This is a genomic window from Aliikangiella litoralis (assembly GCF_052495765.1).
On record NZ_CP199292.1, the window covers coordinates 840,231 to 854,886 of the forward strand.

Sequence of the window (14,656 nt, forward strand, 5' to 3'; positions counted from 1 at the left end):
ACATTAACTAGTTTGTAAAGGTGAACAACCCATAACCTTGAATATTATATATTTTATTATGATGTTCAATTTCCTCTGAAGATATGGGATCTAACTTATCCCACTCTAAAAAAAGCCGAAGTTGTCGTCTGGAGTAAGTGACACCATATTTTTTAGACATATAAAAAGCAATACGGGCAATATCTCCTTTTCGATTGTTAGGTGGAGCGAAACCTCGTGATCCAGATGCTGCCTCACATTTGCCATAATTATCGATTACCTTTTTGATACCATCAACAAATGGCTTGTTCGAACGATCAGCATTTATTTGTCCGACTGTTGGCCAAAGGTTTATTAAATCATTATGTGCTTTTTTATAACTCTTATCATGCTTTAGGCAATACTTGCGTTTATTTTTCTTTAATAGTGTTGCGTCAACTGCACATTGTCTAAGCTTTTTATGAACCTTTAATAGCCAAGAGGCAGGTATAACATGCTCAGCTTCAGTCCTTAATGAACGTTTTCTCTCTTTCTTTGTAAAATAGCTTTGTAAGCCACAGCTTTTTAAATCAACTTTTTTGTTCTTCCATTGACAGTCACAATAGAGAGTTTCTCCACGATTATTAAAAATTTTTTTATAAAGAATTTTTTTTGACTGGTTAAAACTACTTGAATATGCATTTTGAGAAATTATCAAAAACAAAAAGATACGTAACATTTCTACCTACATTATTTTATTTTTCCTTAAAATAAATTACTGACAAATCAATCAAAGATTGAACTTGAAAGTGAGGGAGTTTATTTCCTTTTGAACTCGAAAATAGCCTAGTCAGAGTGTTGGTTTATTAGGCTGCTATGGGAGGCTGACAGCAAATATAATAAGCTACCAAACCTTAGAATTTTATTAGAATCATTTCAAACAGAGATTATGCAGGAATATACCGAAAAAAAATGCTTTAGTCATCTTTTTTAGTTAATTTGAATTTTGATAGGGAAGCTTAACAGAGCTTTTATATCGATAACTATTTAGATTGAAGCAGATAGTAGGTAATTGCCCAATAACACACTAAACGCTAGCTATTTATTCATTATAGCCCGCAATATGCTGTTTACCCGAGTCGCCTATTTCTTCCCAGCCCGCCTTAGAACCAACATATATATGATGGGCTACTTTTAATTTATTGTTGCCAGTTGTTAATAAACTTACTGGAATAAACATATTTTCAGAATCGTTTTCGCCTGGAAGTGGGGAGCCGCAGGTGCTACAAAAATTTGTTTCCCAATCATGACCTGGCTTGGACCATGAACTGATATTATTTTTACCTTTGAGCCAATGAAATTTATTTTTACTGATTATACTAACTGCTATGCCTGAACTACCTGTTGCTTTACGACAAATAGAACAATGACAAATATAAATATCTGATACTTCTCTATTTAGTTCGAATGATACTGTACCGCAATTGCATTCGCCGTACATATTGAATCTCCCATCAGTTAAAGTCGCCATTACAAACTTTTTCTATCGTTATTTTGCTCAGCTAAATTTATCGTTAAGCATTATTCTAGGTCTAACTATGAAGTCTCACTTAACAATATGATCATTAGAAAAGTAACATTGATTAACCTGATTTATTTGTCGGATTGAGTAAATAATAGTGATACATTTAAAGGACTGGATAGCCTCTTCTTACAAATATTTAAAAGTTGATTAATTATAAAACATCAAATAAAAGTTATTGTCGTTCTATATACTGTTGTTGGATTTTGTTCCTCAACGCTGATCTACAATTTAACTCAACATACCGCGAGGGGGTGTTATAAATTATTATTAATGGGCTTTAACGGTGCTAGTAATGCATAAAAAATCCAAACAAACCATGACACAAAAAACAAAGCTAGCAACCATGCTAACTTTTCGCCACCAGTTGTTTTATCAGATTTTATTACAATTATAAATGGTAGAAACCAAACTATTAAAACAATTAATAACATCCATAACGGTGAAGTCATTTTTAATCCCCTTTACTATTTCGTTCATTTTATATAAAAACTTGTTTATTATGCAGTAAATCTCATCAATACTCAAACAACAGGTTAACTGCATTTTGAGTTTTTAATAATGACCAAATTCTTCCTGATTTCACTGTTATGTCAAGATCCCGTATTTAATGAGGCTACTGTCATCAAATAAAAGTGATTGTAATATTTTCTGATATATCCGATTTGTCGGGTAAACGGGTAAACTGGACACCCAGTTCTTTCCTTCATATTCTCAAATAATTGTTAGACAAACAAGTCGCAGTTGGTTAAGTTAGTCCTCAGGATGAAACGTTAATAAGGATATTAATATGACTCGCGCTCGCAAAACCATTATCGATTTAGAAACACTCCCTTACTACCATTGTATTTCCCGTTGTGTCCGCCGCGCTTTTCTCTGTGGCGAAGACCATTTTTCCGGTCAATCTTATGGACATCGCCGAGACTGGATTGTTGAACGGTTAGCTTATCTGGCTAGTACTTTTGCGATTGAAATCGCCAGCTATGCGGTTATGAGTAACCATTACCATCTGGTACTTCGAGTGGATGTGGATAAGGCGAAGAGTTGGAGTGAAGCTAATATTATCAGACGTTGGAAAAGGATTTATCAAATACCCACAGTGGTTCAACAATACCTTAAGAACCCACAAGCGATAGGCATTCGAGAAGTTGCTCAAGACATCATTGAAGAATGGCGAAAACGATTAACTGACATTTCCTGGTTGATGCGCTGTCTGAATGAATACTTAGCCCATAAAGCGAATAAGGAAAATAACTGTAAAGGTCGATTTTATGAATGCCTTCCCTGGCATTCACCCTTCGGGCCATCGTCGTTCCTCCGATGTTCAAATTGGTTTCCAGAACAATTTGTGGGAGGGCAGGTTTAAATCACAACCTTTACTGGATGAATCAGCAGTCATCACAGCCATGAGTTATGTTGACCTGAACCCAATTCGAGCCAAGATAGCTAAAAACTTACAACAATCTGATTACACCAGTATTCAACAACGAATCAATCAATTAAAGAAGCAAACTAGGCCGAGCTATTCGCAATGACAAACGGGGTTATATTCAACAGAATGAACCACCAATTTTACAAAAGCTCAATATCGATAGTGAAGGCTTTATTCAACTGATAAAACAGAAAGGTGATTTATCACAGCTAACCGTGATGGGCTCATCAAGTACCTTAACGCATTACTTAGAGAAGTTGGAAAATAAATTTATTAAAGGTATCAATTTAAATCGAAAGGTTTTTAGTTAACCTTTAACCAATCTAAAAACACGCCATAACTGCTATCAGCTATCGCTGAGAATTAATGACATCTCAGTATTCGAAATTACGTTTAATTTGAGTAAAAACAGTAAATAATATTGGCTAATTTTCGAATCACTTTTATAAAAGATAAGAATAATTGAATATCGATTCGCCTCCCAGCTCAAAAAATCTTATTTTAAATTGAGGGTGTCTATTATTTTTTCGGGTGTCCATTATTTTCATTTTTTCTATTACGACTACCAAAGTATTGACAGTAATCCAAAAGCTAACAAAGCACAGGCGATTAGTGATAGTAGTGACCCTGTACGTACCATAATCTTAACCGTAAATTCGGTAGTGACGGTTGCTGAAAATCCAGCGCCAGCGATTGGAAGCGCTTTACTTGCACCTGTTACGGACGCAATAGTTATTCCCAGCCAAATAAGTATGAATCCCAATGCGGAACCATAAGCCACAAAAATTTCTAAAGATAAAGGCAGCTCAACCAGCGACCAGATAACACCAAAGATCGCCAGGGCCATTCCGCACTGAACAGCAGTCAAGTGACCAGAAAGAGCCATCCGGGAATTTTTTACAGATGGTATTAATGCACCTTGTATTAAACCGACAAGGAAGAAGACAATACCAATAAAGATGAGTTGTGCACCTATCTGTGTAAGTTCTATCATGATGTTCCTTATGTATGTATAACGCCCGCATAAAGTGCGGAGCAAGTTGGACGCTTTTTTGCGCCGTTTGTTTTTGCAAAAAATCGGACTGCTTGAGGAGTCAAATTTAATGCGCTTGTTATAATGCTTCAAAATGGTGCCCCTTCGTTTAGAGCATACCAATACATCAACGCGATACCGACAAACGGTATACTGGAAACCGTGATATTAGTAACCGAAGCATTGTTCCATTTCCGCATTAAAACAACGCAGTAAGGAATGAACACCAGAACTGAAAAAGCTCCCATAAATCCAACAAAATATAGCGATTCCATCCTATATTGAGACGTACTAGTTTGGTATCCGTAAATTCCATACAATGACAACAAAACCGGAAATAACATTAGAATGGCAAAGGCATTTAGTGTCTTGTTGATATTTGGCTTACCTTCAGGCTCCATACAGTTCCCTAAGCGTTATAACGCCTCAAGCAGAATTGCTTGTTTTGCATATGCTGCCTTGACTGGTTATACGTTAGTCTCAATGCTACGAGCCAATTCAACTAACGCCCCTTTTTCAAAATATATAGAATCTTCTTCTTTTGAAAGTGAAAACGCTAAACAATTCAATCTGGGGTTACCATCTTCATCCAATATTCTTGGCATCCCCATATCTTTTACAGAAATGCCATCTAACAACATTCCAGACTCAAAATTAAAATCAACATTATCCTGTCGTTCACAAATCACAACACTTCGAGCGCTGGTTTGTAGAACTTGAACTACCAAGAATGTTGATACTGTATTCATAGCTTTAGTTGAGTAGTTTCTTCTTTGTTCGTATAACGCCCGCATTTGCGGCTGGTTTGTAGCGCAGCGGAAAACCAGTCCGACAACATGCGCTTGTGTACGCCCGACATGGGTATTAACTAATGAGGTGCAAGTCCTCTGTAGGAAAATCACCGTCGAACACTTTGATGTAATTAGACGATAACTACTAGTGAATGGCAAGGGCTAATCTGTGAGGAACGGTCCAAAGGAAGCCGCTAGCAAAACTGCGAGCTAATGAACAAGAACATCATATGAGGCGTAGGCTGAAGGCGAGTTGGCACAAGACGACGAAGCCATGTGATTTAACGGCCACCGTAAATGATGTAGTTGCGCAGGGAAAGTTAATATTCTTATTCGGGGAGATCTGAAAGACACGCGTCCTGCGCTAACGCTGCGGAGGGTACCAGTGAGAGACTGGTTGGTCAACTCTTGGCGCTTCGATTTGTTGCAATCGAAAGCGAGCAAATCAGCAGCAACCCAGCCTAGTGCGGAAGCGCTATTTCAAGAAATTGAAATGGTGATCTTTCAGAAGTCAGCAGAAGCCATAGTAGTCAAACGCTTACCGTAATGGGTATGACACGGCGAAGGGCTGAACATTTAACCTAAGGAGGAGTCATGTCTCACTTGAACAATTCAACTACGCCGTCCGGCGATTATCTTGCGCAGCGTGCTGATGTGCAACCAGCCTTAAACAACAATCTATTCGATGATATATTAGCAGCACACAATCTCAAGCGGGCTTGGAAACAAGTTCGTGCAAATAAAGGTGCGGCTGGTGTCGATGGTTTGCAGCTCGATGACTTTATTGATTGGTCGAAACAACACTGGAAACAATGTGAAGCTCAATTAATTAATGGAAGTTATCGTCCTAGTCCTGTCAGACGTGTAGAGATTGATAAACCGGATGGCGGTAAACGTCTTCTCGGGATCCCGACTGTTCTCGACAGAGTTATTCAGCAAGCTATTACACAAATACTCTCACCGATATTTGAGCCAACCTTTTCAGAAAATAGTTTTGGTTTTAGGCCAAACCGAAGTGGTTGCCAAGCGGTCAAACATGTTCAAAGGTTGATTAAACAGAAACGGCGTATTGCTGTTGATGTCGATTTATCCAAGTTCTTTGATCGGGTTAACCATGATCTGATGATGTCAAAACTAGCTGTTCGTATTCGGGACAAAAGGTTGCTGGCATTAATTGGTCATTATCTTCGAGCGGAAATTATGGATAAAGGAAAACTATTGCCAAGCACTGAAGGTGTACCGCAAGGTGGTCCACTCTCACCCTTGCTGTCGAATATTTTACTCGATAGTTTGGATAAAGAACTGGAAAATCGTGGTCATCAATTTGCTCGTTACGCTGACGATTTTATTATCTTAATGAAGTCAAAGCGTGCTGGTGAAAGAGTACTTGCCAGTGTTTCTCGATATCTTGAAAGCCGCTTAAAGTTGGTGGTAAACCCCGATAAAAGCCAAGTAGTTAAAGTGAGCCAAAGTCAGTTTTTAGGTTTTACTTTTTCCAACGGTAAAATCAAATGGCACCCGAAAACGCTACACAAATTTAAGCAACAAGTGCGTGTTCTGACAAACCGAAACTGGGGCGTCAGTATGCATTATCAGTTGCATAAATTGAGTTTATATCTGCGTGGTTGGATTAACTACTTTGGTATCGCTAACGCTTACCAAGATTGTGTCGATCTTGATCACTGGATAAGACGCAGAGTTCGAATGTGTTATTGGAGACAGTGGCGAAAACCAAGAACTAAGGTCGCCAATCTATTAAAACGTGGTGTCAGGCTCCAAGCGGCTGTTGGTTGTGGGATCACAAGCAAAGGCCCTTGGCGTAGTTCCAAAACACCGGGTATCAATCAAGCAATTGGTAACGATTATTTAGTTAAGGAGGGGTTATATTCGTTGAGAACAGGATGGATTAAAGTTCATTACCCTAACGGGTAAGTTAAGTGAACCGCCCTGTGCGGAACCGCATGCAGGGTGGTGTGGGGGCTGGAGGTTAGAGACCTCCGGCTACCCGATTAAATTCACTTTGCATTGGATCCAGAAGGCTTATTTGTGGCTCTAGCATCGATTAAAATTAATTCCTTGCTTTGACTTAACTCTAACTCTTTAAGCGCCTTCAAAATTTTCGTTAGTTCTGAATCAGTAAAATAGAGAAGCACTTTTATTGATTTTTTGGTCTGATTGGCCGCTTCATATACCTCGACTTGCTTTGCAAGATTTTGTTTAAGCTTACTATTACTAGCTAGCTTAAACTCAACGAGCGTGCTGTCTTTTGAGCCTCTGGATATTTTGTAATCTACTGGGCCGCGACCATTATTGACCTCCGCATTTACATCGTCTTCTGCAGCGTACCAAGTTAGGCGAAAAATTAGCTGCAGATCAGACTCTCGCTTTACCGGCACTCCTTTTACATAGAACAGACGATACCCATCGTTACTTTCAATAACCTGCTTTAGAAACATAACTCTATTGTAGGCCTCCTCGAAAGTATCACCCTTTTGGGAGTAGAAAACTTTCTGTGCTCGAAGCACTTCAACTAAATTGGTCACCTGCCGTATAAATACAGCTTCAGTTTCTTTTACTTTTTGTTCGCTCAGAGCAACAGCTTCATCTCCATGGTCTTCTTTGTATCTAATGTAGTGATCAATCAGAACAGGGAATTTCAGAAGTGTTCTAGATATTGCCTGATTTATTTCTCTTTGATTTGCGCGCTCTGGTATCTGTCTTAAGAGATATTCATTGATTTGAGCCCGCAGCTCAATATTTGGGATAGATTCAGCTATTTCATCAAAGTCACCAATGATGTCATGCTTATTAATCCATGCCTCGTCCTTCGTAAGAATATCTTTTGGAGTTAGTAAAACGAAATCACCGTCTATATATGGCAAGCTGTATCTTTTTGATATCCATCTTCGAGTTTGATAGTCAAACTTTGCATGTTTAACACTGACCTCTTTAGACCTCGATTTATCTAAATGATCCTTTGCAAAGGTCTGGGTGTATTCGCAAAGGTATCCTTTTATCAAATTCGTTGTGAAGTCACTGATAGAGTCTTTTCCCACTCCGTCCTTTATCAAACAAAGCTTTTCGAGATGGCTACTTTTCGTTATCTGTTCATTGCCAAAATCATTGAAAATAGAACTTAAATTTTCATTTAGTGCGCTAGCGAACTTCGCGCCCAATCCCGAGCCACCATTCCCTACTTTGCTATAGCCAAGCCAATTTTGCTTTACTTCTGGGAACAGGAACCAATGCTTTATTAGACCCTTGGAAATAACACCTTTATCTGACATCTCCCTAAGAAAGGTGATGTATTTAATTATTTCCTGATGAAGGTTTTGATACTCATCCTTCTCACTTCCAAATAGCAGAAATGGATCGATGAATACTGGGAGGTCATTAATGAGCGACACATTGAATGCACCGTAAGCATCAAGTTCTTCTTTGGTCACCCCGAAATAATCTGAAAAATAGATATTCACTCGATCCCTCTTTTGAATTTAACGCCTAATTGAGACGCGCGTATTTCGCGTCGATTCCAATGCATGGTTATATACCAAAGTAAACATAAGCCACAGGTTTATTAAATAGCTGTGGAACCACATCGATTCCAACTTCGTGCCCTGAGTGAAATTTTATTCTATATTCGTAGCCCCAAAGTAAGAGATTATCCGAATTTATAATTTCATACTCTCTAGATAGTTCTGGAATCGTAACATTCTCTTGAAAGACGATTTCTATATCAGGATCCATCTTTCCGGTAACCATTGATTCTATGGTACTCACTAAAACAACATTAGTTTCGCTGGACTCCCATTTGAACAAAGCTAGCGCAGCCAGAATAATACCGAGAGCTATTACAAGTAAATACTTCAAAATTTTAGTGACCACGTTTTTCACTCATATAACGCCCGCCTCAACGCCGTAGGCTACTGGCGGCTTTTGTGCGTCTTTTGCACAAAAGGTGACAGTGGCCGGAGGTCGATTGCAGGTGCTTGTTAAGCATTTTTACTTGTAGCCTCTGATACATAATCATTAAGTGCTACCTCAAATTCTTGATAAGGTATTTTTTCGTGGTTATTTTCTATAAAAGATAAAACTGATAACCAATCAGGTATCTCAAGGGCTTGAGTGAAATCTTCAATTAGCTCATCCCATTCATGTTCCCAAACTCGATTTATAGTATGTGCCGCAAAATGAAGATAACTTTTATAGTGCTCCTCTCCACCCTCTATATAGACCTTTACAATTTCATTGGAATCCTGAACGCTACAATATATCGCATCGAAATTTCCATTATCCCAAAGTGGTTGATACCGCTCTGGAATTATTCCTTTTTGTTCGCTTTCGGAGCACATATATAGTTCTTCGGGCACTCCGAATATGATATCAAAACTATCTGGTGTTTCTCGCCCTTCAAAAAGATCAATAAATACAGCAGGAAATCCATTATTCTTGAGGTATTCAATCGTATTCTCTTTACTATGTTTCATGCCATATCCAATGGTGCTTAACGCCGAGCATAACTGCAAAACGCTTTTCTGTTTTGTCTGTTACTGCGTCTTGTTCTTGGCGAGTTAGTCATATCTATAAGTTGAGTGATGGTTCTTTTCACGCTACATTAACCATTCAGTTACAACGAGTTTACGCGAGAAAGAAAACAAAGAAAATACGGCGACGAGACAGGCTTCACTGTAAAAGCGATTTCGGATCAGTTTGGAAGCAAGCCGAGCTTCAACGTGTCCGCTCTCGCTTTTACAGTAACGCTGAAAATTTGGCACGTCAACTCCTTTATTTTTTTAGGGCGCAATCCCTACAAATTTCACTGCTTCTTGTTGCAGTGGCTCAATCCCATTTATGTATTTTATAAGCCATAAAATGGTTTCTGACTTGATGCCCAAGAACAGCATATTCTATGCAGTTAATCTCATTAATATTCAAACAACCGTTTAACTGCATTTCGACTTTTTAATCATTATCAAATACTTACCTAACTTGACTGCTATGTCAACTCTGGATTTAATAAGATTAACTGCAATTAAATACAAGTGCACTTTTTATTCCTGGTAAAAATGAATTAACGTAAAACAACTAAGAAAAACGCTGTTTCAGACTAGTTCATAAAAGTTAAAGATATCCTTGTTTAGTATTCCTAATAAGTCAATATCTTAAATTAAGCTTATTAGTTTTAGAATAGCCTATTTATTCGCAAGAATATTTCTGTAACTATACATCAGGTGTTTCATTTATTTTTTCTAAAATATTTTGATACATCATTAGATCATTTGTGATCTCCACCGAATCATCGCTCTCAGGATCAAGAATAGATTTTCTCTTTTGAAGGTTTTCCATTGTTTGTTTGATTGAATAACGAATCAGTCGAAGTTCCATAGTATTAAACATGCTATTTTACCTTAATTTTTCGGTGTTCATTTAAATTGATGGCATATTCTTCTGCCCAGTCTCTAAGAGTTTTCTTCCATATATCAACGTGAATATCTGAGAGAGACCTAATGGAATAATGTCCTTTAAACTTACCATCAGTTAAATCTTTTGAAATAGTAAAACCGTGAGGTAATGGTGTATCTTTTGGTAATATCCACCAGTCAGATCCAAATGAGAAATTTGGCTTATCAAACAAACTCAACCCACCAGAACTAGAGTCAATTTTTTGAGTTGTTGGATCAATTTTTACATCATAAACCTGTTCTTCTGTTTTAGGAGGCATTGTTCTGAGGTAATCGAACTTTGGTTTGGTGGGTGTGCCACCTCTAAAAAGATTTACAGGTATCTTTATATAAAACTCAATAGGTGTATGCATATCATTATTCCTTTCGATATATATAAAATTTGTGTTATACAGTTTACTATACACAGCAAAGATAGCTAATATCTCCCGCAGTTTTTAACTTTCAGGATCACTTCATCAGTCTACATTAAAATAGGAATGCAGCAAAGAACGAAAAAACTAATTTATTATATACAGGCCATTATCTCAAATTAAGTTTGATTACTACTGCGTACCTAGCCATAAATTTTTTACTTAAATTAAACCTCTCAAACAAATCGATTTTCATTTTCAAAAACGCATAAAAAACTACGCGCTAATATCCAAAATATTAACGTTGTTTTTTTCTATTTTTTCTTAGGTTTTTACTGCTTTTTTATGATAGTATTTCTCCTGCAATCGACTGCATTCAGTCGGTCATTTTGCAAGAGCTGAAATGTTTGAATGGCATTTTTTTCTGTTTGTAAAAACAGAGGTCAGAAAATAAAGTTTGAACGATTTATCAGTTGCAAACTAAAACCATTAACTTAAAAGTTAGTTGGCCGTTAGACGCCCCGGGCAGTAGCAGCAACTACCACCCAGAGCTAGGCCACAGTTACTCTCGGAGAATAACCATGACTTATCTTTATTATAAAGCTTTGTCGCTAGCAGCGCGAGCCCAGTTTTTCAGACACCTTAGGTGTCATACAATTATCACTAATTTCCACGCATTACATTTAACCTTCTGTTTCTTAAAGAAAAAAATCATTATTTAATCCCGTTTTAACCTGTTTCAGACGCATTGTTTGATATTTGAGATATTCAAATTAAGCATTGCTGTGCCTAAAAAAGCCACCAGCAAGCTTAAACAATCCGTCATAACCCAGTTTGAGAAGCTGGGTAAGTGCATGGTTAATGGGACCTAATGAATGATATCGAACGCAAAAAAAAGCGTTTAGGCGTTTTTCTGGTCAGTTGAAAAACTTGTTTTTGGATGTTGTTTTTTCCATAAGTCTATTCATAAGCAGTATGACCAGTTTTTTAAAATCACAACTTAAAACTGTTAGCAAAAGAAACACAAAAGGAATTCAATAAATGCAATTACCACCCAATGATTTTTTTAATCAAAAACAATCACACAAAGCAACTGAACAATTATTAATAGATGCCAGAAACTTATACGGATTGTCTGGTGAATTACTCGGCACTTATTTATTTAAATTCGATAATAGTAAAGAGCAGTATGAAGTTTTTTCTCTTTGCTGTAACTTTTTTCAAATGGAAAAACGCTTTAACTTAAAACTGATTGAAATGAATATTGATGTCTTCAACTACCAATACAACACCGACATGTTATTTAACACGCCTTTAGTAAAATATGACTTGGTAACTAGAATTGATCAGTTTTTAGAAGCCGTACAAACGGGAAAACAACCCTTGGTTGTTCGTTCACCCAATCGAGGGCGTTACTAATGAATAAACAATTATCTAATAAAAAAATCTTCTTCCAACAACAAGAAATCGAAAATACTTTATTATGTGCTAGAGAAGTGATGGATATAACAGCATGTTTTTTGTGTTCATTAGTCAAACATCAATCCAACCATGACCATCAAAACATTATCTACTCACTCGCACTCAGTTATGCGCAAATGGAACAGCAGATTAATGAAATACTCAAAATAAATTTTAGTATCAATTTATTTGAACAACCCAAACAAACAACGAGTGAAATGATTATATTGGAACTTAGAAAAAAGCTAGAAATGTTTACTGAACAAGTTATCAAAGAAAAACATAATTAAAGAGTGTTAATATTAAATATAACATTAAAAAAAATTAAAAGTAAAAATTGATGTTTTTCTATCTGTTCAACATTAGTAAACAGGGAGGTGAGGCTATCTCCCTGTTCATCGAAAAAATCATAGTGAATATTACACATTTTACTTTAATAAATGCTAATTGTGTTCAATTTATAACTAAAAAATAAGCTTATTTATTTCTTTCATTCTTTTATTGGAGTAGTCTTTATAAAGCCTATGACAGCGGTGTCATTTTTCGTCGAAATTTCATTACATCAAATGGATACTGAGGAGATCTAAATTAGGCAGATGTGTGGTAGTACCTTTAATAAAACGATAATAGGAGGAAACCATAATGATAAAGTTATATTCATTAAAGATAAATAAAATACAAAAAACAGCCTTAGCAATGCTCTCAGTACTTTCTGTTGGTTATAGTTCACTAGCCAATGCACATGGTTATACCGATTTTCCAAAAGCTCGACAGCAATTTTGTGCTGATGATGGCGGCTATTGGTGGCCAGATGATGGTTCTGCAATACCTAATTTAGGTTGTCGTGCGGCATTTTTAAAGTCTGGCACTTTTCAGTTTGTGCAAAGTATTGAGTTTTCTAAGAATGTTGCTGATTACGAAAATATAGCAGCAGTTAAAGCGGCTATTCCAGATGGTAGTTTATGTGCTTCAGGCGACAGTGCTAAAAGAGGAATTGATGTTCCTTCACCGCATTGGCAAAGAACCGATATTCAATTAGATGCTAATGGAGAGTTTGAATTTTTATTTTATGCAGCGACTCCACACAATCCCAGTTTTTGGGAGTTTTATTTAACTAAACCAAGTTATGATGCAAGCCAACCTTTAAAGTGGTCAGATTTAGAATTAGTCGACAGTCATGCCAATGTTAGTGTGACTAAGGTTGGTGGTAGAAACATGTACAAAATGCAAGTGAGTTTACCCGTTGATAGAGATGGTGATGCAATTCTTTATACTCGCTGGCAACGTCGGGATCCGGCTGGAGAAGGGTTTTATAATTGCAGCGATATTACAATTAAAAATGTGACTACTCCACCTGATGAATGGAATGATAAAGGCTTTTATGTTCAAAAAGGTGATGAGGCAAATATTGGAGATGAAATCTGGTTTCGAGTTTTTACTCCACAGGGTAATGAAAAAGTGTTTGAAAAACTCAAAATCACTGAGTCTAATCAAAGCATTGAAGCATGGTCTGAAGAACTAGCGAACAGCGTTAATCAAAAGCATGCTAATGCAGTTAAGCTTGGTGTAAAAGATGCCCAACAACAAGTTGTTTATGATGCGCGTGATCCTTATGCCAATAAAGTTTGGTTAACGAGCTCTCAAGAGAGTTATGCTTTAGATATTAAAAAACAACAAACGAATTTGCCGCCGGATGTTTCTCTTGAATCTTCATACCGAGTCGATGCATCAGGTAAAATTAATATTAGTGTCAAAGCCTCAGATCCTGATAATGATCCTTTGTCATATGCTTGGACAGTGCCTTCTGAATTATCTGCGAGCAATACTGACTCGGCAACGGTTTCAATTTCTGCTAATAAACCTTCGCAAACGACCAGTTATTCTGTGAGTGTTGCGGTGAGTGATGGTACTCACACGGTTAAAGCAGATACCCAGTTGACGGTTGTTGTTGGCAATGATTGTGTGCAGACTGATCCCAATGCTGATCAATATCCAACATGGGATTCAAGTGCAACTTATGTAAAAGCTAACCAGGTTAATTTTGAACAACTGGTGTGGCGAGCCAATTGGTGGAATCAAGGCTCTCAACCATCGATCAGTAATACAACTTGGACGCTAGTGAGTGATGTTGAGTTAGGTTGGCAGGCAGGTAAATCTTATCAAAGTGGTGATGAAGTCGATCATAAGTCACGTCGTTGGTCGGCTAAATGGTGGACACAAAGTGAGCCGGGTCCTAGTAGTGACTGGAAAGATATTGGGCCCGCTAAATGTTTGTAAGTTTTAAAACAGTTTAATGATGTAAATAAAATAGGTAACTCTTGTTTCATAAACTTCCGTTAATCAATTAACGGAAGTTTATTTGAGATGAAAAGTTTTATTTGAACTTAAAGCGATATGATTACTCTTTGTCCTGTATTTAAGCCAACTAAAAATAGTGAGCCAAAAGTCCGGTAAGGGAATTATTACCTAAGGCTAGCGGGTCTGTTGCTTCCCTGATTCAAAGTAATCATTGCTGAAACACTGATGCCATTAATAGCCACAGAGTTGACACGAGTATTATCGCTTGCTGTGTCTCTTGAATTAA

17 protein-coding genes are annotated in these 14,656 nt (G+C 37.2%); 6 read left to right on the forward strand and 11 right to left on the reverse strand.

Going from position 1 to position 14,656, the window contains the following annotated elements; genetic code table 11:
• Positions 1-7: 7 nt before the first annotated feature.
• From ACT5E3_RS03585 to ACT5E3_RS03595, 3 genes are all read right to left on the reverse strand, one after another.
• Positions 8-697, reverse strand: coding sequence for an endonuclease (locus tag ACT5E3_RS03585; protein WP_444996940.1), 690 nt, complete (start codon positions 695-697; stop codon positions 8-10).
• 363 nt (positions 698-1,060) lie between these two features.
• Positions 1,061-1,459, reverse strand: coding sequence for a GFA family protein (locus tag ACT5E3_RS03590; RefSeq protein ID WP_444996941.1), 399 nt, complete (start codon positions 1,457-1,459; stop codon positions 1,061-1,063).
• Positions 1,460-1,797: 338 nt separating this feature from the next.
• The gene (locus ACT5E3_RS03595; RefSeq protein WP_444996942.1) at positions 1,798-1,992 is read right to left on the reverse strand and encodes a hypothetical protein; all 195 of its coding nucleotides are present in this window, start codon (positions 1,990-1,992) and stop codon (positions 1,798-1,800) included.
• Positions 1,993-2,330: 338 nt separating this feature from the next.
• On the opposite strand from ACT5E3_RS03595, the gene ACT5E3_RS03600 reads away from it, so the two are divergent.
• Positions 2,331-2,906 (forward strand): hypothetical protein, encoded by a 576-nt coding sequence (locus ACT5E3_RS03600; protein ID WP_444996943.1) that lies wholly within the window; start codon positions 2,331-2,333, stop codon positions 2,904-2,906.
• Between the two features lie 628 nt (positions 2,907-3,534).
• Here the strand turns inward: ACT5E3_RS03600 and ACT5E3_RS03605 are convergent.
• The 3 genes from ACT5E3_RS03605 to ACT5E3_RS03615 form a co-directional block, all read right to left on the reverse strand.
• Positions 3,535-3,966 (reverse strand): hypothetical protein, encoded by a 432-nt coding sequence (locus ACT5E3_RS03605; RefSeq protein ID WP_444996944.1) that lies wholly within the window; start codon positions 3,964-3,966, stop codon positions 3,535-3,537.
• 128 nt (positions 3,967-4,094) lie between these two features.
• A complete protein-coding gene (locus ACT5E3_RS03610) occupies positions 4,095-4,406 on the reverse strand; it encodes a hypothetical protein (RefSeq protein ID WP_444996945.1) in 312 nt (103 codons plus the stop codon).
• A gap of 66 nt (positions 4,407-4,472) precedes the next feature.
• On the reverse strand, positions 4,473-4,907 hold the full coding sequence (locus ACT5E3_RS03615) for a hypothetical protein (protein WP_444996946.1): 435 nt from the start codon (positions 4,905-4,907) through the stop codon (positions 4,473-4,475).
• A 274-nt stretch (positions 4,908-5,181) separates the two neighbouring features.
• Here ACT5E3_RS03615 and ACT5E3_RS03620 point away from each other — a divergent pair, with 274 nt between their 5' ends.
• Complete coding sequence (locus ACT5E3_RS03620; protein ID WP_444995701.1) at positions 5,182-5,343, forward strand: hypothetical protein; 162 nt, start codon at positions 5,182-5,184, stop codon at positions 5,341-5,343.
• 47 nt (positions 5,344-5,390) lie between these two features.
• Positions 5,391-6,728: a group II intron reverse transcriptase/maturase gene (ltrA, locus tag ACT5E3_RS03625; RefSeq protein ID WP_444995700.1), complete on the forward strand. Its 1,338-nt coding sequence runs from the start codon at positions 5,391-5,393 to the stop codon at positions 6,726-6,728.
• An 83-nt stretch (positions 6,729-6,811) separates the two neighbouring features.
• On the opposite strand, the gene ACT5E3_RS03630 is transcribed toward ltrA, so the two are convergent.
• From ACT5E3_RS03630 to ACT5E3_RS03650, 5 genes are all read right to left on the reverse strand, one after another.
• On the reverse strand, positions 6,812-8,272 hold the full coding sequence (locus ACT5E3_RS03630; protein WP_444996947.1) for a hypothetical protein: 1,461 nt from the start codon (positions 8,270-8,272) through the stop codon (positions 6,812-6,814).
• A gap of 67 nt (positions 8,273-8,339) precedes the next feature.
• Positions 8,340-8,690, reverse strand: a complete 351-nt coding sequence (locus ACT5E3_RS03635; RefSeq protein WP_444996948.1) for a hypothetical protein — start codon at positions 8,688-8,690, stop codon at positions 8,340-8,342.
• Between the two features lie 98 nt (positions 8,691-8,788).
• Positions 8,789-9,283, reverse strand: coding sequence for a hypothetical protein (locus ACT5E3_RS03640; protein WP_444995702.1), 495 nt, complete (start codon positions 9,281-9,283; stop codon positions 8,789-8,791).
• Positions 9,284-10,016: 733 nt separating this feature from the next.
• Complete coding sequence (locus ACT5E3_RS03645; protein ID WP_444996949.1) at positions 10,017-10,193, reverse strand: hypothetical protein; 177 nt, start codon at positions 10,191-10,193, stop codon at positions 10,017-10,019.
• Between the two features lies 1 nt (position 10,194).
• Positions 10,195-10,611, reverse strand: coding sequence for a Tse2 family ADP-ribosyltransferase toxin (locus tag ACT5E3_RS03650; protein ID WP_444996950.1), 417 nt, complete (start codon positions 10,609-10,611; stop codon positions 10,195-10,197).
• 1,041 nt (positions 10,612-11,652) lie between these two features.
• Between ACT5E3_RS03650 and ACT5E3_RS03655 the strand changes: the two genes are divergently transcribed.
• The 3 genes from ACT5E3_RS03655 to ACT5E3_RS03665 all read left to right on the forward strand — a co-directional run bounded on the left by ACT5E3_RS03655 (position 11,653) and on the right by ACT5E3_RS03665 (position 14,349).
• Positions 11,653-12,030 carry a hypothetical protein gene (locus ACT5E3_RS03655; RefSeq protein ID WP_444996951.1) on the forward strand — a complete coding sequence of 126 codons (378 nt, stop codon included), beginning with the start codon at positions 11,653-11,655 and terminating at the stop codon, positions 12,028-12,030.
• Positions 12,030-12,362 carry a hypothetical protein gene (locus tag ACT5E3_RS03660; protein ID WP_444996952.1) on the forward strand — a complete coding sequence of 111 codons (333 nt, stop codon included), beginning with the start codon at positions 12,030-12,032 and terminating at the stop codon, positions 12,360-12,362. Before ACT5E3_RS03655 ends, ACT5E3_RS03660 begins: the two co-directional genes overlap by 1 nt.
• Before the next feature lie 352 nt (positions 12,363-12,714).
• Positions 12,715-14,349 (forward strand): lytic polysaccharide monooxygenase, encoded by a 1,635-nt coding sequence (locus ACT5E3_RS03665; protein WP_444996953.1) that lies wholly within the window; start codon positions 12,715-12,717, stop codon positions 14,347-14,349.
• Positions 14,350-14,656: the final 307 nt, after the last annotated feature.